General features: G+C 34.0%; 20 protein-coding genes. 11 read left to right on the top strand and 9 right to left on the bottom strand.

Annotated elements, in window-relative coordinates; genetic code table 11:
* The first annotated feature begins 105 nt into the window (after nucleotides 1-105).
* From ACQQ6V_RS10755 to ACQQ6V_RS10720, 8 genes are all read left to right on the top strand, one after another.
* A complete protein-coding gene (locus ACQQ6V_RS10755; RefSeq protein WP_448845522.1) occupies nucleotides 106-984 on the top strand; it encodes a bestrophin family protein in 879 nt (292 codons plus the stop codon).
* A gap of 3 nt (nucleotides 985-987) precedes the next feature.
* Complete coding sequence (locus ACQQ6V_RS10750) at nucleotides 988-1,527, top strand: RNA methyltransferase (RefSeq protein WP_448845521.1); 540 nt, start codon at nucleotides 988-990, stop codon at nucleotides 1,525-1,527.
* A 168-nt stretch (nucleotides 1,528-1,695) separates the two neighbouring features.
* On the top strand, nucleotides 1,696-2,349 hold the full coding sequence (locus ACQQ6V_RS10745; RefSeq protein WP_448845520.1) for a CBS domain-containing protein: 654 nt from the start codon (nucleotides 1,696-1,698) through the stop codon (nucleotides 2,347-2,349).
* Nucleotides 2,350-2,352: 3 nt separating this feature from the next.
* Complete coding sequence (locus ACQQ6V_RS10740; protein ID WP_448845519.1) at nucleotides 2,353-3,222, top strand: NAD kinase; 870 nt, start codon at nucleotides 2,353-2,355, stop codon at nucleotides 3,220-3,222.
* Nucleotides 3,223-3,243: 21 nt separating this feature from the next.
* Nucleotides 3,244-3,384, top strand: coding sequence for a hypothetical protein (locus tag ACQQ6V_RS10735; protein ID WP_448845518.1), 141 nt, complete (start codon nucleotides 3,244-3,246; stop codon nucleotides 3,382-3,384).
* A 62-nt stretch (nucleotides 3,385-3,446) separates the two neighbouring features.
* Nucleotides 3,447-4,514: a class II fructose-bisphosphate aldolase gene (gene fbaA / locus ACQQ6V_RS10730; RefSeq protein ID WP_448845517.1), complete on the top strand. Its 1,068-nt coding sequence runs from the start codon at nucleotides 3,447-3,449 to the stop codon at nucleotides 4,512-4,514.
* Between the two features lie 77 nt (nucleotides 4,515-4,591).
* On the top strand, nucleotides 4,592-5,443 hold the full coding sequence (gene accD / locus ACQQ6V_RS10725) for an acetyl-CoA carboxylase, carboxyltransferase subunit beta (RefSeq protein WP_448845516.1): 852 nt from the start codon (nucleotides 4,592-4,594) through the stop codon (nucleotides 5,441-5,443).
* A gap of 38 nt (nucleotides 5,444-5,481) precedes the next feature.
* On the top strand, nucleotides 5,482-5,994 hold the full coding sequence (locus ACQQ6V_RS10720) for a DUF6973 domain-containing protein (protein ID WP_448845515.1): 513 nt from the start codon (nucleotides 5,482-5,484) through the stop codon (nucleotides 5,992-5,994).
* A 99-nt stretch (nucleotides 5,995-6,093) separates the two neighbouring features.
* Here the strand turns inward: ACQQ6V_RS10720 and ACQQ6V_RS10715 are convergent, their stop codons facing one another.
* The 3 genes from ACQQ6V_RS10715 to ACQQ6V_RS10705 form a co-directional block, all read right to left on the bottom strand.
* Nucleotides 6,094-8,340 carry a hypothetical protein gene (locus tag ACQQ6V_RS10715; protein ID WP_448845514.1) on the bottom strand — a complete coding sequence of 749 codons (2,247 nt, stop codon included), beginning with the start codon at nucleotides 8,338-8,340 and terminating at the stop codon, nucleotides 6,094-6,096.
* A 47-nt stretch (nucleotides 8,341-8,387) separates the two neighbouring features.
* Complete coding sequence (locus ACQQ6V_RS10710; protein WP_448845513.1) at nucleotides 8,388-9,047, bottom strand: phage tail-like protein; 660 nt, start codon at nucleotides 9,045-9,047, stop codon at nucleotides 8,388-8,390.
* A 390-nt stretch (nucleotides 9,048-9,437) separates the two neighbouring features.
* A complete protein-coding gene (locus ACQQ6V_RS10705; protein WP_448845512.1) occupies nucleotides 9,438-10,505 on the bottom strand; it encodes a T9SS type A sorting domain-containing protein in 1,068 nt (355 codons plus the stop codon).
* A gap of 150 nt (nucleotides 10,506-10,655) precedes the next feature.
* Here ACQQ6V_RS10705 and ACQQ6V_RS10700 point away from each other — a divergent pair, with 150 nt between their 5' ends.
* Together ACQQ6V_RS10700 and ACQQ6V_RS10695 are read left to right on the top strand one after the other, a co-directional pair.
* On the top strand, nucleotides 10,656-12,059 hold the full coding sequence (locus tag ACQQ6V_RS10700; protein WP_448845511.1) for a spore maturation protein: 1,404 nt from the start codon (nucleotides 10,656-10,658) through the stop codon (nucleotides 12,057-12,059).
* Between the two features lie 3 nt (nucleotides 12,060-12,062).
* Nucleotides 12,063-12,458, top strand: coding sequence for a hypothetical protein (locus ACQQ6V_RS10695; protein WP_448845510.1), 396 nt, complete (start codon nucleotides 12,063-12,065; stop codon nucleotides 12,456-12,458).
* Here the strand turns inward: ACQQ6V_RS10695 and ACQQ6V_RS10690 are convergent.
* The 3 genes from ACQQ6V_RS10690 to ACQQ6V_RS10680 all read right to left on the bottom strand — a co-directional run bounded on the left by ACQQ6V_RS10690 (nucleotide 12,455) and on the right by ACQQ6V_RS10680 (nucleotide 15,759).
* Complete coding sequence (locus tag ACQQ6V_RS10690) at nucleotides 12,455-13,987, bottom strand: YifB family Mg chelatase-like AAA ATPase (RefSeq protein ID WP_448845509.1); 1,533 nt, start codon at nucleotides 13,985-13,987, stop codon at nucleotides 12,455-12,457. The two genes, ACQQ6V_RS10695 and ACQQ6V_RS10690, sit on opposite strands and share 4 nt — an antisense overlap.
* A gap of 106 nt (nucleotides 13,988-14,093) precedes the next feature.
* Complete coding sequence (locus ACQQ6V_RS10685; protein WP_448845508.1) at nucleotides 14,094-15,170, bottom strand: mannose-1-phosphate guanylyltransferase; 1,077 nt, start codon at nucleotides 15,168-15,170, stop codon at nucleotides 14,094-14,096.
* 4 nt (nucleotides 15,171-15,174) lie between these two features.
* Nucleotides 15,175-15,759 carry a SprT-like domain-containing protein gene (locus ACQQ6V_RS10680; protein ID WP_448845507.1) on the bottom strand — a complete coding sequence of 195 codons (585 nt, stop codon included), beginning with the start codon at nucleotides 15,757-15,759 and terminating at the stop codon, nucleotides 15,175-15,177.
* A gap of 261 nt (nucleotides 15,760-16,020) precedes the next feature.
* Between ACQQ6V_RS10680 and ACQQ6V_RS10675 the strand changes: the two genes are divergently transcribed.
* On the top strand, nucleotides 16,021-16,689 hold the full coding sequence (locus tag ACQQ6V_RS10675; protein ID WP_448845506.1) for a response regulator: 669 nt from the start codon (nucleotides 16,021-16,023) through the stop codon (nucleotides 16,687-16,689).
* Between the two features lie 169 nt (nucleotides 16,690-16,858).
* Here the strand turns inward: ACQQ6V_RS10675 and ACQQ6V_RS10670 are convergent, their stop codons facing one another.
* The 3 genes from ACQQ6V_RS10670 to ACQQ6V_RS10660 form a co-directional block, all read right to left on the bottom strand.
* The gene (locus ACQQ6V_RS10670; protein ID WP_448845505.1) at nucleotides 16,859-17,302 is read right to left on the bottom strand and encodes a GNAT family N-acetyltransferase; all 444 of its coding nucleotides are present in this window, start codon (nucleotides 17,300-17,302) and stop codon (nucleotides 16,859-16,861) included.
* Nucleotides 17,299-17,922 carry a ribosome biogenesis GTP-binding protein YihA/YsxC gene (yihA, locus tag ACQQ6V_RS10665; protein ID WP_448845504.1) on the bottom strand — a complete coding sequence of 208 codons (624 nt, stop codon included), beginning with the start codon at nucleotides 17,920-17,922 and terminating at the stop codon, nucleotides 17,299-17,301. Before yihA ends, ACQQ6V_RS10670 begins: the two co-directional genes overlap by 4 nt.
* 89 nt (nucleotides 17,923-18,011) lie before the next feature.
* On the bottom strand, nucleotides 18,012-18,773 hold the full coding sequence (locus ACQQ6V_RS10660; RefSeq protein WP_448845503.1) for an alpha/beta fold hydrolase: 762 nt from the start codon (nucleotides 18,771-18,773) through the stop codon (nucleotides 18,012-18,014).
* Between the last annotated feature and the right edge of the window lie 80 nt (nucleotides 18,774-18,853).

Raw genomic sequence — 18,853 nt, 5'->3', positions numbered from 1 at the left:
GGGACTCAAAAATACGAAATTCTAAAGGCTTGTAAAATTATTATTAATAAAATCTTATGCACAAAGAAACCGTATTGTTAAGAGTTTTTTTATCTTTGTTATAGCATGTACATATACAATACAAAAGACTTTCTAAAGACAGTTATTAGCTTACATAAGACAGATACCTTAAAGGTGCTTTTTCCATCGATGGTGATGGTTGGTCTGTACTCTTGTGGCATTGCTTATTTAGAATTAGAATACCTTCATCTTAATGCAAAATCTGGCGTGACCAATATTGGTATGCTGCATAGTATGTTAGGATTTGTATTATCGTTGCTGTTGGTTTTTAGGACTAATACAGCCTATGATCGCTGGTGGGAAGGTCGTAAGCTCTGGGGTAAATTGGTTAATGATACTAGAAATTTTGCTATTAAAATTAATTCTATTTTAGGAGATGATCATAAAGCAGATAAAGATCAATTTGCTAAATACTTAAAGTATTTCCCTTTATTTTTGTCAAAACACCTTTCCAAAGAATCTACACGATTGGCCTTGGATGACGAGTTTTCTAGTTTAGAAAATAATCTGAAACACCATCCACCTTTAGAATTATCGTCATTAATCTTTCATAAGGCTAAACAGTTGAACAAAGAAGGTAAAATTTCTGATACAGAAATGTTGCTTCTTAATAATGAATTGACTGGTTTTATGGATGTTTGTGGAGGTTGCGAACGCATTAAAAATACACCTATACCATATTCTTATTCGTCCTTTTTGAAAAAATTCATTATTTTTTATGTCTTAGCTCTTCCTGTGGCTTACGTAATTAGTATTGGATACTTTATGATCCCATTAACGATGTTTATTTATTATGTATTGATGAGTTTAGAAATTATTGCTGAAGAAATAGAAGATCCTTTTAATAATGATGAGAATGATATTCCTATGGATACGATTGCTCAGAATATTATAAAAAATGTGGATTTGATTTTAAAAAAATAAACTGTGACTAGAAAACTGAAATTAGAAGAACTGGGAAGGATAGATGTGGATGCTTTTAAAGAGGCAGAAAAAATACCTTTGGTAGTTATATTAGATAATGTAAGAAGCATGCATAATGTTGGAGCAACATTTCGTACTGCTGATGCTTTTTTAGTAAAAGAGATTGTGCTATGTGGTATTACGCCGCAGCCACCTCATCGCGAAATTCATAAAGCAGCCTTAGGTGCGACAGAAAGTGTAGATTGGCATTATGTAGAAAATGTTGTAGAAGCGGTTAATTCTTTAAAAGGAAAAGGCTATATTATTGTTGGTATCGAGCAAACTACACACAGTATGTATCTTACGGATTATGATATTGATCCTTCGCAGAAATATGCAGTGATTTTAGGAAACGAAGTGGATGGCATTAGTGATGAGGTATTGCCGTATTGTGATATCTTGTTAGAGATCCCGCAGTTGGGTACCAAGCATTCTCTTAATGTAAGCGTATGTGGTGGGATAGTTATGTGGGAATTTGCAAGAGAACTAAGTATCTCAAAATAAAAAAAACTGCAATAGCAAAGCCAGTGCAGTTCGAAATAAATCTAATAAAAAGTAAAAATGAAAGGCGACAAAGATAAGGTTTTTATTTTTTATTAACCAAATCTTTTTTCAAAAAAAATCAAATACCTTTATGAAACTTTGATGATATAATTTATTTAACTTAGTTATATGTTTATAAAAGATTACATTTCCAAGGATTTTCCTGCATTCAATTCTGGCGATTCTATAGAAGAAGCATCAGAGTTGGCTAAGGAATTCGGGTATTCACATGTCTTTGTTAAAAAAAAAGGCGTGTATCAAGGTGCGCTAAGTCAAGCTTTTCTAGAAGAAAGTCCAGAGGGTAATTTGGATGCATTGGCTGTACATTATGAGAGATTTGCAATAAGAGAAGATGCTAATTTGTTAGATACAGTTAAGTTATTTCATACATTTAATGCCAATATTATCCCTGTTATTAACATCAGCGAAAAGTATGTAGGTTATATTTCTTGCGATGATATTTTCAGTGAATTTTCTAAATATCCTATTTTTTCTGAAGCGGGAGCAACGTTAACGGTACAGACTAATAGCAAATATTACTCGATGGTAGAAGTTGCTAAGATTATAGAAAGCAATAATGCCAAACTTTATGGCTGTTTTATAAGTGCCATCAAAGAAGATAATATAGAACTAATACTTAAGATAAGTCATTGTAATCTAGGCTCTATTGATGAGACTTTTGAGCGATTTGGGTATAATGTAATTCATAAATTTTATGATGATCAAAAGGAAGATCTAATGAAGGATAGATTCGGGTTTTTCCAAAAATATTTGGAGTTTTAATATATGATAGCAGCGATATACACACAAAAAAAAGATCTCGATACTTTTCTTTACCTTAATAAATTTATTACGGATCTAGAAGCACGTAATATACCAGTAATCCTGCATCATAGCATGTTAGAAGGCCTTAAGTTTTCTAAAGATTATGATACTTTTCTTACCAAAGAAGATCTTAAGGAGAAAAAAGTGAATCATGTTTTTAGTTTCGGAGGCGATGGTACAATTCTTAGTGCCATGTCTTTTATTAGAGACCTTGAGATCCCTATCGTTGGGATTAATCTTGGACGTCTAGGCTTCTTGGCTAATTTTAAAAAAGAAGAAATTTTTGATGAACTTGACCATATTATTGCGGGCGACTACAATATCAGTAAACGAAGCGTTATTAAGATTAAAACCAATCAACAAGACAAAATAGATTTCCCGTATGCGCTTAATGATGTTACCTTGTCTAGGCAGGAGACAACATCCATGATTACGGTAGATTCTTATATAAATAATGATTTTCTCAATGTCTTCTGGGGTGACGGATTAATCATCTCTACACCTACAGGATCTACAGCTTACTCTTTAAGTTGTGGAGGACCTATTATATCACCGACTAATAATAACTTTGTCATCACGCCTATTGCGCCACATAATCTTAATGTACGTCCATTAATAGTTAATGACCATGCTACCATTAAGTTGATAGTCAGTAGTAGATCTGCACAATTTACATTGTCATTAGACTCTAGGTTGTATTATATGGATATTGGAGACGAGATTATCTTAGAAAAAGGTGAGTTTTATCTCAATCTTATTACACCTAAAAGTTTTAGTTTTTATGAGACTATAAGACAAAAATTACTTTGGGGAATTGATAAACGGAATTAAAACAAAAAAACCGCAATAGGGATGGAAGTGGCATCCTTTGTAGAAAAGGAAGTGATGCGTAGCTTAAGCAGAGGTTTTCTAAAAAGATATAGCGGACAGCCCGACGCTACAATTGCTTGTGAGGCTAAAGAAATGGAAAATTGTGGCGGATTGCCAAAATAATCTTATTTTTGAGCAACGAATAGTTCGTAACAAAAAAACAAAATCTAAAAAACAATAATAATATGAGTAGAAAGTTTCCGGCTGGTGTAGCCACAGGATCTTTGGTAACAGAAATTTTTGATTACGCAAAAGAGAAACAATTTGCATTGCCAGCGGTTAATGTGATTGGATCTAGTAATGTTAATGCAACTTTGGAAACTGCTGCAAAATTGAATGCACCAGTTATTATCCAATATTCTAACGGTGGTGCTATTTTTAATGCAGGGAAAAGTCTTTCTAACGAAGGTCAAAGAGCTGCTGTATTAGGTGCTATTGCCGGTGCAAAACATATTCACACCTTAGCAGAAGCTTATGGTGCGACAGTAATATTACATACAGACCATTGTGCAAAGAAATTATTGCCATGGATTGATGGATTGATGGATGCTAACGAGCTTTTTTATAAAGAAACTGGTAAGTCTTTGTACTCTTCTCATATGTTGGATCTTTCTGAAGAGCCTCTTGAAGAAAACATCGAGACTTCTGGAAAATACTTTGAGAGAATGGCAAAAATAGGCATGACTCTAGAAGTAGAAATCGGTGTAACTGGTGGCGAAGAAGATGGAGTAGATAACTCATCTGTGGATAATTCTTTATTATACACACAGCCAGAAGACGTTGCTTATACTTATGAAAAGTTGAAAGCAATCTCTGAGAACTTTACTATTGCAGCTGCTTTCGGTAATGTACATGGTGTTTATAAGCCAGGTAACGTGAAGTTAACACCTAAGATCTTGGATAACTCTCAGAAATTTGTTCAGGAGAAATTCAACACGGGAGATAAGCCAATTAATTTTGTCTTCCATGGTGGATCTGGATCTACTTTAGAAGAAATCCGTGAGGCAATTAGCTACGGCGTTATCAAGATGAACATTGATACAGATCTTCAGTTTGCTTACACAGAAGGCATCAGAGATTATATGAATGATAAGATAGAATATCTAAGAGCGCAGATTGGTAATCCAGACGGTGCAGATGTTCCTAACAAGAAGTTTTATGATCCAAGAGTATGGGTAAGAAAAGGTGAAGAAACCTTCTCTACAAGACTAACACAAGCTTTTGAAGATCTTAATAACATCAATACTCTTTAATAAATTATACAATTATAGATTGATTGTAAATTAAATAGTTTTAAATTTGCAAAATCTAAAAATCTAAATTTTCATAAATGGCATTTGATTGGTTTAAAAGAAAAAAACAAAATATAACAACTTCTACAGAAGAGAAGAAAGACGTACCAAAAGGTTTGTGGCATAAGACACCAACTGGTAAGATTATAGAAGCAGAAGAGTTAAGAGCCAATAGTTACGTGTCTCCAGAAGATGGTTTCCATGTAAGAATTGGGAGTAGAGAGTATTTTGAAGTTTTGTTTGATGACCAAAAATTCGAGGAGCTTAATGCCAATGTAGAAAGTGTTGATATTCTTAAGTTTAAAGATACTAAAGCTTATACAGATCGTCTTAAAGAAGTGAAATCAAAAACTAAATTAACAGATTCTTTGCGTAACGCAGTAGGAAAAGTTAATGGTGTGGAGATTGTTGTTTCTTGTATGGATTTTGCCTTTATTGGAGGATCTTTGGGATCGGTAATGGGAGAAAAAATCCGTAGAGCTATAGATCACGCAATTAAGCATAAGTTACCTTTTATGATTATCTGCCAATCTGGTGGTGCTCGTATGCAAGAAGCGGCTTACTCGTTAATGCAAATGGCGAAAGTACAGGCTAAATTAGCACAGCTTTCTGACGCTGGTCTACCTTATATCGCTTATCTTACGGATCCAACTTTTGGAGGTGTTACGGCATCTTTCGCAATGACTGCCGATATTATTATGGCAGAGCCAGGTGCATTAATTGGATTTGCAGGACCAAGAATTATCAGAGAAACGATTGGTAGAGATTTACCAGAAGGTTTCCAGACTGCAGAATTTTTGCAAGAAAAAGGATTTGTAGATTTTATAGTAAAAAGAACAGAGGTTAAAGAAGTGCTGTCCAAGACCGTAAGGTTGTTGACACACGTTTAATTAAGATAATAACTCTCACGAAAGTGGGAGTTTTTTGTATGAGAAAGTTTATTCAGATTTTTGTTGGCGCACTGCGATCATTGTCTTTTAATAAGATAATGACTATTCTTGGGATAGGGATAGCACATCCGTTATTCTCAATATTGTATTTTTATGCTAGTTTTAAAGCCTTTAATATTGCTAAAAAGCTTTATCCAAAGACGAGTAATACCAATGGAGAAGGCAACGCTTTCAGACATAGTTTTTGGATGTGTATGATCATGATGTATTTCTGCAAAGTATCATCACCACAAAAGTCTTTGATATGGTGCAAAAAGCTTACTGACCTGCACGAGGATCTTTTCCCTAACAAAGCTTTAGAGACGATGATGGACCTTCATAATAACAAAATAGGAATGGATTACTTCATGAGTTTATTGCCTGGTACACACCGACAATTTTTTGAAAGTTCCTTTTTTATTGAAGAATTAAAGAAGAAAACCGCTGAAGCTATTATATTAAAACATGTAGACCAAATTTTAGATGACCGACTAGTGTATTTGGAAGAATAAAAAAGTAGTTATAAGATAACATGTTTTACAATTATAAAAAAGGTCGAAATATCAATTTCGACCTTTTTAGTAAACAAATTGTTTTAATTAAAATGTATTTTAATGTCTAGCAGTTGTTTTAAGTACAGGATTTACAACTGCATCCAGGCAATTTTTAAGATTGACTTTAATATATTGTGGACTGCCGTAGTCACAACCCTGTCTTTTGGTCTGAACTTTTAAATATAAATTATCCGCATATTGGCTGTGCAAGGTTTTAAATTCATAAAAATTAAAAGTGGACGTTTCTTCAATCTTTAATAATGCCGAGTTAGCAATTTCAGTAAAGCTGGTAATGGTCTCACCAGTTTTATTAGCGTACGCAAAAGAAATATTGTAAGTTGTACACAAGTCGGATTTGGTAACTTTTAGATAATCTGCAGCACATAACGGCGTTACAATATTAGGGTCGTTAGGATTTTGTCCATCAAAGACCATTTTTGGCATGATTGATACATCATAAATATAAGTGTAATCTCCTAGTAATGAAACTTGTACCACACTGGTATAACTTATCTCTATCCGATCAAAAGGTTGATTAATACTTGATACAATTAATGCTCGTCTGTGTCCTGTGCTGCCTAAAAGACCAAGAAGATTAAGGTCTAATAGCTTGAATTGAGAACCAGGAACCTCTGGGCCAACTTTAGTATTTCCTAAATAACGTTGCACTTTGAACGCTGTTAATAGGCTAACATCTACTAGTGGGACTTCGAAACCGCCCATGACAATTCTTATTTCGTCACCTGGTCTTGCGATATGTCTTAGTTTTATATTAAGTTTTTGTCTATTAAGCGCTGCGACTGCCCTACTGAAAACAGCATAAGAATCCATATTATCATCCACCGCAAGATAGGGATGTACCACTGACGATAATGCTGTCGCTACACCTAATCCCATATCTTCTACGCCCCAAAGAACGTCATCAACAAAAGGATTAAGTTTAACAGATCCTGTGTAATCTGCAGGTTTTGCTGCGCCGTTCACTATAATTGGTGTTAATGTACAATTGCTTCCTACTGTCTGTTTCTTTTCGTAATAGTCGCCATATACTTTTGCTCTATTGGCAACTGTGAGAACAGATCCGAGATTAATACGCACACCATGGTAATCTATAGGTTTCCCATCATTTCCTCTTGGGATAAAAGAAAACTCGAAGACATTGTCTCCAACCAACAGATCAAGCAATGCGCCTTCTCCAACTCCAACAAGTGGTCCAATACGATTGTCATTTTGGTCTATTGCTGTAATGGTTATACCTCCTATTACTTGAAGCAAGCTGTAATCTTGTCCCATTTTTATTTTAACCGGTGTGCCCTTGTTCACTTTATTGGTAAACTTAAGGTTCTGCCAAGTGGTACCAAGACCTAAAAGCCCGACGTTAACTCCTATTTCAGAATGGGTAGACATATCACCATCTACAGCATTTGTAGGATTAGTGACATTTCCTAAAGGAATAAATAAAAGCCCAATTGAGTTCCAAGATTGATCGGTCGCAAATATTTTTTCAGTTGTTTCATTACAATTGCTTAGGTCGTATACATCCACGGTTATAGATGAAATATTCTCACATCTTGGCGCAGCAACCGCCTTAGCAGCAACGGTATAAGTATATGTCCCAACGGTGTTATAAGTAATGTTTTGCCCTTGTGTTACTATAGTTCCATTTTGATCTGTAATAGTAATATTACTTTCATAAGATGTAGTAATATTTGGGATATTAATAGAACTTCCTTTAGCAACTACAAAACTATTACCATTGCTAAATGAGATATGATTTTTTAGAACTTGTATGTCAATAGGAAGTGTATACATTGTATCTAGTGTTCCTCCTAATAGATTAGCAAACCTAACTTTTCTTCTAATTCTCATAGCCCCTTCATATACTGTGAATTCGAAAGCAGGAGTCCCTATTTTCTCATCTGAAGCATCTGTCCATGTTACACCATTATCATTACTTACTTGAAAAGTATAATGATAACTACCTAATCCAACACCTGTTGCTGCACCTGTACTATTGATTTTAATGATACTGCCATCACATACAATTGTCGCAGGCGTACTGATGCTTCCAGGATCATATGCTATTGCTAAATTATTTCCTCCAGATGAGAGGTTATTAAAGTCATACAGTAAGCCAAGCGTCGAGTTATCAATTTGATCTGGCGTCGAGACATATTGCATCGGAGATTCTAATATATTTTTGACAAAATTCTCTTTTGCAATAAACTGAGATTTAACAAAACTTAAGGGCAGCAAAAGTAGAATTAAGACAATATAAATGTTGTTATATTTTATAGGTTTCATTTTGATATGTTTTTAAGATTAAATAAATTTTGATAATTGATTATCAATTACCTAACTCTTAATACAATATTCATAAAAGAACCATTTCTTATAATAGCATTAGAATTAATTTTATAAGTTAATATACCATCTGCATCGATAGATACATTAGTAAAAACGTTAGAGTCTACAGAAATTACATAGTAATCGTAATCGCTGGCATTTTGTACAAATTCTGACAAATTAGCAGTAGTTGTAGAGCTTGCTGCTACAGGTGAGGTGAATTTTTTATTGAATAACTTATATGTTTTTACTTTATAAATTTGATTGGTATTATCATAAGTATAATCTGCTGCTTCACCAGTTCCTATCAATGCATCATTACTGTTAGTAGGTAATATAATGGATGGCATATAAAAATATTTAGAAGCAGCGGATGCAGAAGGAGCAGCAGTGAGTGGTATCCAAGCAGCACCACTCCAACTATAGAAGCCCTTAGGAACGTTTTGTGAACCAGTGTTGTAGATTAGTAAGGATGTTGCATTTGTCGAGCTAGAGAGCTGTTGACTTAAGGAAGTAAGTGTAATTCTAGGTAATAATACACCTTTGTTATCAGATGTAATATCTAATACAGAAGATGGATCTGGGTTTTCTGTATTAATCCCAACTTGTGCGCTAGATAAAGAAAAAATTATCAAGCATGCGAAAATAATAATTTTTGTTTTCATAATATTGATTATTGGTTTCACTAAAGTTAGGTATTTTTTTTGTCGGTTTGTTGTTTTTAATTATTAATAATTATTTAATTTGTATTTTATATTAAATATTTGTGTTTATTTCATATAAAATTATTTCATGTCTAATTTGTTTTATTTACTGATTATCAGATTGTTAAGTGTTTTATATTGATTATCAGATGTTTAGGTGTTTTTATTGCTTTGTTAATCTTGTTAAGATGAAAATTTTTTATTTGATATTCAGCTCGTTTTTTCAATATTTCAACGTTTTTATATTTGTGTAATTGATTGTTTTATAGTTGTTTATTAGAATGTTTCTATATGTAAATGCAAAAAGCTTAGGTAAAATACCTAAGCTTTGATTCAATATGATGACAATTATTATTTTTTAATGAATTTTTTATTTTCAGTTCCTCCATTTTTTAGTTCAATGGTCATAAAATAAATACCTGCAGAAAATTTCTCAACGTTAATCGTTGTAGCCTTGGTTTCTAATACAACTTGGCCGTTAGTATTAATGATTTTAATGTTAGAAATCTCTTGTGAAGATTGTACATTAATATATTTATCAGTAGGATTGGGACTTATTTTAAGATCATTAACTTTATTTACAAGATCTACACCTAAGTTTTGTGACTTATTAATACATCTTACACTATAACCATAACTTTTTGCATCACCACCAAATCCTGTTGAGCTAGTTGGTGCTATACCAAGGTATACATAGCGATAAAAATCAGGATTACTACTTGCTGTCTTTGTCCAGATATATGCACGTGTCCCTTCAAAGGCAAAAGTTTCATTTTTTCGAGAACCTGCTCCAGCTATTTTAAGATTACTATTAAAGGCTCTCGTTATACCATTATTGGTTGAGCCTTGTGGTCTGGGAAATATGTTTTCTTTTGTCATAACGTTGTTCCAATCTGCTTCGCTTGGCATTTCCCAATTTTCTCCAATTGCACTACAAGGATCCATGCCGTTATTTGCTGTTACGTCTTTAAGAGATCTAGCAGACCACGTATCATTCTGCAAAGGATTAGCAAACCAGCCTGTGTAATCTTTTGTCCATGGACTTCCGCCATTAATGTAAAATATTTTATTCCCGTTACCTAGACCTAGCGGATTGTTGGGTGTTGGGTATTCTTCGCTCATTTCTGAGTCTTTTAGTTGATGACCATCATCCCATCTACCATATTGAAAATAGTCACCTCTTGCAGCTTCATCATCTATACTTGCTGCAACTTTGCTACTTCCCAAATTTTGTTGTAACCACTCGTTACCGTCCGCCGCTCTTACAGTGGTGTAAGAAACATTTTTGTTTTGGTAAGTCAACGTGACACAACCCTTGTCACCTACGTTATTTCCTGCAATTGTTTTAGTGCAATTTTCTTGAGCATTGGCAGCACATATTACTCCTAAACTTAATACTAAAATATATTTTTTGAGCATAATTTTATTTTTCTACAAATGTATTTATTTAGAATAAATAAATATAATGAAGTTTGTCATGTTTTTTTATTTGAAAAAATGAAAAACTTTTGACAATTATTTTTTAGCTTTTTATTAAATAACTTACTTTTACCAAAATTTGATTATTCTATGGCTTTAAGTCGCATTTGGTCTGCATTTATTATCATTGCAATTGCTGTTGCAAGCATAAAATATCTTTCTTCTGATCATTATAAAGAGATTTTTAATGATATGGTTGTAGGGAAAGGTGGAGATACCATAAAAATTACTCAAAAACCGATGGCTGATTTTCCTATTAATATTCAGCAGAATTTACTTAAAAATAATAATTACGAGGAATCACATATTCATTATAAAAAAGATGCAACTACTGATAAAGTCAATGTTTATAGGATACAGACAACAGATGGCGTTATTGGGACAAGTGAGACTGCCGTTAATATCTGTCTAAAGCTTATAGGTATTATGGCTCTTTTCATGGGCTTTATGAGCATTGCAGAAAAAGCAGGCGGCATTAATTTATTAAGTAGATTAATCCAGCCATTTTTCTCTAAATTATTCCCAGAAGTCCCAAAAAATCATCCATCTTTCGGGCATATGATGCTTAATTTTAGCGCTAATCTTTTGGGTTTAGATAACGCTGCGACGCCTTTTGGACTCAAGGCGATGGAGAGTTTACAAAGTCTTAATCCTAGCAAAGATAAAGCGAGCAATGCGCAAATTATGTTTTTGTGTCTGCATGCGAGTGGCTTGACTTTAATTCCTGTTTCGATTATTGCAATCCGATCATCTATGGGCTCAGAGACACCAACAGATATATTTTTGCCGTGTATGATTGCGACATTTTTTGCAACGATGGCGGCGATGATTATTGTTTCTATCAAACAAAAAATTAATTTGTTTCAGCCGATTGTTTTAGCCTATGTTGGTGGCATTTCTGCCATTATCGCGTTGTTAGTTGTTTACTTGGTTCAATTAAGTAAAAACGAATTGGATGTTTTCAGTAAAGTATTGAGCAATGGACTAATATTGTTCATTTTTCTAGCGATTGTTTTAGGTGCGATTTATAAGAAAATCAATATTTTTGATGCTTTTATAGATGGTGCGAAAGATGGTTTTACCACTTGTGTTAAGATTATTCCTTACTTAGTAGGAATGCTAATTGCGATTTCGTTATTAAGAACAAGTGGTGTTTTCGAAGTTATTATAGACGGAATGAAATGGCTCGCAAGTGCCACACATCTTGATACAAAGTTTGTAGATGGTTTGCCAACTGCTTTAATAAAACCATTGTCGGGTTCTGGAGCGAGAGGCATGATGGTCGATACAATGACAACTTTTGGCGCAGATAGTTTCCCAGGAAGATTATCGGCGATATTGCAAGGAAGCTCAGATACTACATTTTATGTGATTGCCGTGTATTTCGGTTCTATTGGGATAAAAAATACTAGATATACAGTAGGTGCGATGTTACTTGCAGATCTAGTTGGTGTAATCACTGCCATTACGTTGGCTTATATGTTTTTTGGATAAATTATGATACAAGATAAAGATTTTACATTACGACTAATACGTCAATTGACGCAAGCTTTAGACAGGATTTTATTAGGGAAACCTGAAGAAAGCTTGATGCAAAAAGATTTGGATTTCGATTCTTTGATGAAAGATATTTTTAAAATCGATTACAAAACACTTTCTGCGCTCTCAAAAGAAGATATTGTAGCTCTTGTTGATCAGCGCGAAACCAAAGATCATGTTGATTATTATGAAATGTTAGGTAATGTTTTTCAGTTTCATTTTACTCAAAATCAAAATAAAGACGACGCTGAAAAGGCTAAATTATTCTACGAAAGCTACCTACAGAAAAGCGGAATTTTTGCTTTGCCTATTATCAATAGATTAACGGTTCTCAATCAATATCTTAATTCTTAAACGTTCCAAAAATCGCGGTCTAGACTACGGTATTGTATGGCTTCTGAGATATGATGTGTCTCAATGTTTTTTGATTGTTCTAGATCAGCAATCGTTCTGGAAACTTTTAGAATCCTGTCGTAAGCTCTCGCCGAAAGGTTTAGTTTTTCCATAGCGTGTTTCACTAAGGCCTTGGATGTTTCGTCTAGTTGGCAATGCGCTTCAATATCTTTAGGCCCCATTTGGGCATTATAATTAATATTAGAGTTGACATAACGCTCTGTCTGGATGTCTCTCGCCATGATTACACGCTCTCTGATGGCCTGGCTACTTTCACCTTTACGTTTGGCGGTTAGTTGGTCAAATTCTACTTTTTGAACTTCAATATGAATATCAATTCTGTCCAGCAGTGGTCCTGATAATTTATTCATATAACGTTGCATCTCAAAAGAAGAGGATGTGTTATTGGGATCATCCGGAAAAAATCCAGATGGGCTGGGATTCATGCTAGCGACTAACATAAAACTTGCGGGATAATTAACGGTAAACCTCGCTCTAGAGATGGTTACTTCACGATCTTCTAACGGTTGGCGCATGACTTCTAAAACGCTTCTTTTAAACTCGGGCATTTCGTCCAGAAATAAAACACCATTATGAGCCAAGGATATTTCTCCAGGTTGAGGATTACTCCCGCCACCAACTAAAGCAACATCAGAAATCGTGTGATGAGGTGACCGGAAAGGACGAATCGTCATTAATGAGGTTTCTGCTCCCATCTTTCCTGCCACAGAATGAATCTTGGTTGTTTCCAAAGCTTCTTTCATATTAAGTGGTGGTAAGATGCTTGGGACACGCTTTGCCAACATCGTTTTGCCACTTCCTGGAGGACCAATTAAGATGATGTTATGTCCACCAGCTGCGGCTACTTCCATGGCGCGTTTTGCGATGTCTTGACCTTTAACCTCAGAAAAATCAAAAGGAAACAACAATATCTTTTCTTGAAATTGTTTCCGGGTGTCCACCACAGTCGGCGTAAGTGTTATTTCTTCATTAAAAAAATCAATAACCTCTTTAATATTCTCAATGCCGTAGACTTCTAGATTGTTGACAATTGCTGCTTCGTTGGCATTTTGTTTAGGTAAAATAATTCCTTGGAAACCTTCTTCTCTTGCTTTTATCGCAATGGGCAATACGCCACGTAAAGGTTGTAATCCTCCATCCAAAGAAAGTTCTCCCATGATAATATACTTGCCTACTTTCTCGGATTTTATCATATCAGATGCGGCCAAAATCCCTATTGCAATGCTAAGATCGTAGGCCGAACCTTCTTTTCTGAGATCTGCTGGTGCTAGATTAATGGTTATTTTTTTGCCAGGAAGTTTGTATCCGACATTCTTAAGCGCTGCCGAAATACGATAACTACTTTCTTTGATAGCATTGTCAGGAAGTCCTACGAGATGATAACCAATCCCTTGGTCTACATTAACTTCTATCGTAATTGTTTGGGCAGAAACACCTTGGATGGTGCTTCCATATATTTTTACCAGCATTTGTGTTTGTTTATTATAAAGTTAAAAAAAAATCACTGATATAATATATATAAAAGAAAAATGCTTTAGAATAACTAAAGCATTGTATAATTTATGATGAAGGGTATTACATGAATCGCCCTCCTTTCTTAAGATTTTTAAGATCGAGAACGTAATCTTTTATCAATTGATCATTGTCTCTAGGGCAGATAAGCAAAGCTTTTTCTGTATCTACAACAATATAATTCTTTAGTCCATCAACGATTACAGCTTTGTTTTGGTTTTTTATTCTAATTACATTACCTTTTGTGTTGTAAGTCAAAATATTTTTAGAATTCATGGCGTTGTTGTCGTCATCCTTTTGAGCGTTGCTATAGACAGATGTCCAAGTGCCAAGATCGCTCCAGCCAAGATTGGCGGGGATAACGTAGACGTTGTCAGCTTTTTCTAATATGCCGTTGTCAATAGATATTTTAGATATTTTAGGATAAATAAGCTCTATGCACTGTTGTTCATTCTTTGCATTATAATCACAACTATCAAACAATTGCGACATATCCGGCAAGAATTTTCTAAACGCAGCAATGATACTTTTGGCACTCCACACAAAAATCCCAGCATTCCAAAGGAAATCTCCAGATTGTAAGAAGGTTTTTGCAATTTCTAAATTGGGTTTTTCTGTAAAAGTTTTCACCTTTGAGACCACTTCGCTTTTATCTTCTATAAACTGAATGTAGCCATAGCCAGTATCTGGACGCGTAGGTGTTATACCTAATGTTATAAGATAATCGTTGTTCTCTACAATATTAAAAGCAAGATTTACTTTTTCTAAAAATGTTTGTTCTTTTAATATTAAATGATCTGCAGGTAATATAATAAGTTTGGCATTAGGATTAATTTCTTCAATCTTTCTTGCCATGTATAAGTTACAAGCTGAAGTATTTTTCATCGCTGGTTCTCCAACAATATTATTAATCGGGAGATCAGGAAGTTGATGATGTACAAGATCTATATATTCTTCATTAGTTATAACGAAGATGTTGCTTTTAGGAATAATTTGGTTGATTCTGTCGTAGGTCTGTTGGATCATTGTCCTACCAGTTCCTAATATATCATGGAATTGTTTAGGATATTTTTTTGTGCTCATTGGCCAAAAGCGACTTCCAATTCCACCAGCCATTATTACGCAATAATTATTGCTCATGTTTTTAAGTTTTTAGAACTTTAGTTAGTGGTTTAAACAAATATTTTTTTCCATTTGTGAAATGAACACAAAGGTACAGTTTTTTTCTAATTTCCTCAATGGTGTAACGTTCTTGATGGTAAATAAATTGTGCGCCGACTTCTAAATTTTCTAAAAAATTTTCGTTAGAAGACAGGTCTTTAGCATGAAAAAATCTTACCAAGTCATGACTAGACATAAAATTAGCTTTCGGACTCTTGGAAAATTTTATAAGAATTAATTGTAATTCTTTTTCGTAAATATCAAGACTTTCTAGAAGCATTGTACCAAATACTAGTTTCCATTCTTTGCCATGAGCTTCAATTCTTTTATAATCATTAAAGGCTATAAGATGTGCCAGCTCGTGGGTTAATACAAAGAAAAATAATTGCGGTTCTAATGTAGAATTGATTGTAATCTGATGGCTATTGTCTTGTAATTTTCTGTAATCACCAAGCTTAGAATTGCGATTTTTAGTAATCTTGATATGGATCGTATGATTACCAAACCATTTCTTAAGCAACGGAAGGCAATTGGGAGGAAGGTATGTTTCTAAAACTGTGATAGACATTTGTGGATTGCAAATATAAGATATAAAAAGAATTGCGTTTCAATATAACTGGTATGTGATTTCAGAAATTCTATTGTTTTAAGAACTCATTATCAAAATGACGAAAAAGCTTTTGCGACTTACATTAATTAGAATGGTCTATATGTTAAATAATATCCTCAATATGGTTTTCCGTATTTTTATTGAGTGGTGAGAATTTATCTTTGGACTATAGAAATGAAAGATTTCTATTGATGTATCAGAGGTATAAATCCATGTATTATGATGTTTAATAACGTTTTAATTGCTGAAAATTATGTTAATTCTCAAGTGTCTGCTCAAGATATAGTTTCAGAATTGTCTATTTCTAAAGTCGATCATGTTTGTTATTGTGATGATGCATTCTCTAAAGTTCAAAAAGCTTTAAGTAAAGGTGATACCTACGATTTATTAATAACCGATCTTAATTTTGAAGATAATCATTATTTACAACAGTTTAGATCCGGAGAAGATCTTATAGAAGTTGTGAAAGAGGTGCAGCCAGATATTAAGGTGATCGTTTTCTCAACTGATATTAAGTCTTCCGTTATTGGTAGACTTTTTAAAGAAAGACGTATTGATGCTTATGTGAGAAAATCAAAATACGAGACGGGAGATCTTAAGCGTGCCATAACGGCATTGTCCAAAAATGGAAAATATTTAACCATAGATCTAAAAAAATCTGTCAGAAGAGTTAATTCTTATGAGTTTTCTGATTACGATATTGTATTGATTTCTCTATTGGCTCAAGGAATGTTGGTTAAGCATATTCCTTTTTACTTGAAAAATAATAATATCAAGCCTTGTGGATTGAGTAGTGTGGAAAAAAGAATTAACCAGCTTCGTGGTATCTTGAAAGTAATTAGCAACGAGCAATTAGTTGATTTTTGTAAAAAGTCGAGGTTAATTTAAAAAAAAATAACATCAGAATACGGAAAACCGTAAAAATATAGCAATACAAGTTTTTACCTTTGTCATCTAATTTTGGGAAATGTAAAGTAAAAAACACGCACTTAATCATAATAACTTATACGACCACTTTACATTTTTTGAATAAGACTCAACCTAGGTTGAGTCTTATTTATTTTCTATACATCTCTGTATGTGGTAAGTTGTCTTCTAAGTATTTTTTATCCGTCGGAATAAAGCCGAAGTCACTGTAAAAATTAATTAAATAATCTTGTGCTGATATTCTGATAGATGGCGTCTTGTAGCGATTTTCTATAACATCTATAGCATAAGCAACTAATTGACGACCAAGCTTTAGTTTTCTGTAGTCGGGATGTGTTAATACACGACCAATACTCGATTCTTGGTATTTTATGCCTTGGTCAAAAACTCTACAATATGCCACGACTTTACCGTCTTTCTCTGCCCAAATATGGATAGCTTTTTGGTCGGTATCGTCTGCATCAAGATAAGCCGCTTCTTGCTCTACAACAAAAACTTCCTGCCTTACCTTTAAGATGCCGTAAAGCTCTTTGGTTGTTAATTCTTCAAAATTTTTGACACTCCAGATGATCATTCAGAAAAATTGATTTTATTTTTAATAAGGTATTCGTTAGTTCTGGCAATGAAGCTAAGGATCTCGTCGCCTCCAGTTTTCTTTTCAGCAGAAGTAACATACATGGTAGGATAATCTTCCCAACTTTTAAGAAGTTCGTCTTGGTAAGCAATAACATTGCGGTCTGCACCACCGGGTTTCATTTTGTCCGCCTTTGTAAAGACAATAGAAAAAGGAATACCGCTTTCTCCACACCATTGCATAAACTCTAAATCAATTTTTTGTGGAGTATGTCTTACATCAACCAATACAAATAGATTAACAAGATTTTTACGATTGAGGATATAATTGGTGATTAATTTTTCAAAATCTTTTCGTAAGCTTTTAGAAACTCTAGCGTAGCCATATCCGGGTAAATCTGTTAGATACCAATTGTCATTTACGATAAAATGATTAATCAATTGTGTTTTTCCGGGTGTTTGAGATGTTTTTGCAAGATCTTTGCGGTTCATTAACGCATTGATTAATGAAGATTTTCCAACGTTGGATCTTCCTATAAATGCATATTCTGCCATTGTTGGCTCTGGGCAATCTTGCCACTTTCCGCTACTTTTTACAAATTCTGCAGTTTTTATCAGCATAGTTTTATAATTAAAAACCATTAAGAACAATTAGATTTAGAAGTCTTTTTAATTCTTAATGGTTAGATTTTTATTAGTATTAATTTTGCTTACATTACTTTCTGTAGCCAATGGTAGAGCGTGTCATTAAACTCATTTGGCTTTTCCATCATGGCAGCATGTCCGCATTCTTCTATCCAGTAAAGATCAGAATTTGGGATAAATTTATGCATATCTTCTGCAACTTCCGGAGGTGTTACATTGTCTTGTTTTCCCCAGATTAGACAAGTTGGGCAAGTTATCTTAGGCAGGTCATGCAGCATATTGTGCTTTATGGCGCTTCGCGCTAGCATAACAGTTTTTATACCTTTCATCCTGTCGTTAACTACGGCAAAAACTTCATCTACTAACTCATCTGTAGCAACATCTGGATTGTAAAAAACCTCTTGGGTTTTCTTCTTAATGTAATCTTTGTCGCTCTTACGAGGGAAGCTGTCTCCAAAAGTCCTTTCATATAAGCCAGAGCTTCCCGTTAGAACCAAGTTTTTAACAAGATCTGGTCTAGCCAATGTTAATATTAATCCAACATGGCCACCCATAGAATTACCAACAATCGTTACAGGCTCATTGATATGCTCTTCAATAAACTTGATGACATACTTTGCGATTGTAGTAAGATTGGTGTTAAGAATTGGGAGGTCGTATATAGGCAATTCTGGAACGAAAACTTTGTAGCCTCGTTCTGAAAAGTAGTTGACAGTATTATCGAAATTGCTCAGACCACCCATTAACCCATGCAAAAGGACTAAAGAATGACCATCACCAGATTCGATGTAACTGAATTTTTTATTTTTTTTCGTTTTAAAAATCATAAGAATGCTCGTAAATAAGCCATGCAAAAATACAAATAAAAGCTAAATTATCCTTTTTACAAGCCTTTTTTACATATAAT

This window comes from Chryseobacterium electrogenes (assembly GCF_053553015.1).
This window is presented reverse-complemented; position numbering and strand designations above follow the sequence as displayed.

What these genes read in the sequence shown, in the direction of transcription:
- ACQQ6V_RS10755 (WP_448845522.1), top strand. Translation starts at nt 106, where the DNA reads ATGTACATATACAATACAAAAGACTTTCTAAAGACAGTTATTAGCTTA.
- ACQQ6V_RS10745 (WP_448845520.1), top strand. Translation starts at nt 1,696, where the DNA reads ATGTTTATAAAAGATTACATTTCCAAGGATTTTCCTGCATTCAATTCT.
- ACQQ6V_RS10740 (WP_448845519.1), top strand. Translation starts at nt 2,353, where the DNA reads ATGATAGCAGCGATATACACACAAAAAAAAGATCTCGATACTTTTCTT.
- ACQQ6V_RS10735 (WP_448845518.1), top strand. Translation starts at nt 3,244, where the DNA reads ATGGAAGTGGCATCCTTTGTAGAAAAGGAAGTGATGCGTAGCTTAAGC.
- fbaA (WP_448845517.1), top strand. Translation starts at nt 3,447, where the DNA reads ATGAGTAGAAAGTTTCCGGCTGGTGTAGCCACAGGATCTTTGGTAACA.
- accD (WP_448845516.1), top strand. Translation starts at nt 4,592, where the DNA reads ATGGCATTTGATTGGTTTAAAAGAAAAAAACAAAATATAACAACTTCT.
- ACQQ6V_RS10720 (WP_448845515.1), top strand. Translation starts at nt 5,482, where the DNA reads ATGAGAAAGTTTATTCAGATTTTTGTTGGCGCACTGCGATCATTGTCT.
- ACQQ6V_RS10715 (WP_448845514.1), bottom strand. Translation starts at nt 8,340, where the DNA reads ATGAAACCTATAAAATATAACAACATTTATATTGTCTTAATTCTACTT.
- ACQQ6V_RS10710 (WP_448845513.1), bottom strand. Translation starts at nt 9,047, where the DNA reads ATGAAAACAAAAATTATTATTTTCGCATGCTTGATAATTTTTTCTTTA.
- ACQQ6V_RS10705 (WP_448845512.1), bottom strand. Translation starts at nt 10,505, where the DNA reads ATGCTCAAAAAATATATTTTAGTATTAAGTTTAGGAGTAATATGTGCT.
- ACQQ6V_RS10700 (WP_448845511.1), top strand. Translation starts at nt 10,656, where the DNA reads ATGGCTTTAAGTCGCATTTGGTCTGCATTTATTATCATTGCAATTGCT.
- ACQQ6V_RS10695 (WP_448845510.1), top strand. Translation starts at nt 12,063, where the DNA reads ATGATACAAGATAAAGATTTTACATTACGACTAATACGTCAATTGACG.
- ACQQ6V_RS10690 (WP_448845509.1), bottom strand. Translation starts at nt 13,987, where the DNA reads ATGCTGGTAAAAATATATGGAAGCACCATCCAAGGTGTTTCTGCCCAA.
- ACQQ6V_RS10685 (WP_448845508.1), bottom strand. Translation starts at nt 15,170, where the DNA reads ATGAGCAATAATTATTGCGTAATAATGGCTGGTGGAATTGGAAGTCGC.
- ACQQ6V_RS10680 (WP_448845507.1), bottom strand. Translation starts at nt 15,759, where the DNA reads ATGTCTATCACAGTTTTAGAAACATACCTTCCTCCCAATTGCCTTCCG.
- ACQQ6V_RS10675 (WP_448845506.1), top strand. Translation starts at nt 16,021, where the DNA reads ATGATGTTTAATAACGTTTTAATTGCTGAAAATTATGTTAATTCTCAA.
- ACQQ6V_RS10670 (WP_448845505.1), bottom strand. Translation starts at nt 17,302, where the DNA reads ATGATCATCTGGAGTGTCAAAAATTTTGAAGAATTAACAACCAAAGAG.
- yihA (WP_448845504.1), bottom strand. Translation starts at nt 17,922, where the DNA reads ATGCTGATAAAAACTGCAGAATTTGTAAAAAGTAGCGGAAAGTGGCAA.
- ACQQ6V_RS10660 (WP_448845503.1), bottom strand. Translation starts at nt 18,773, where the DNA reads ATGATTTTTAAAACGAAAAAAAATAAAAAATTCAGTTACATCGAATCT.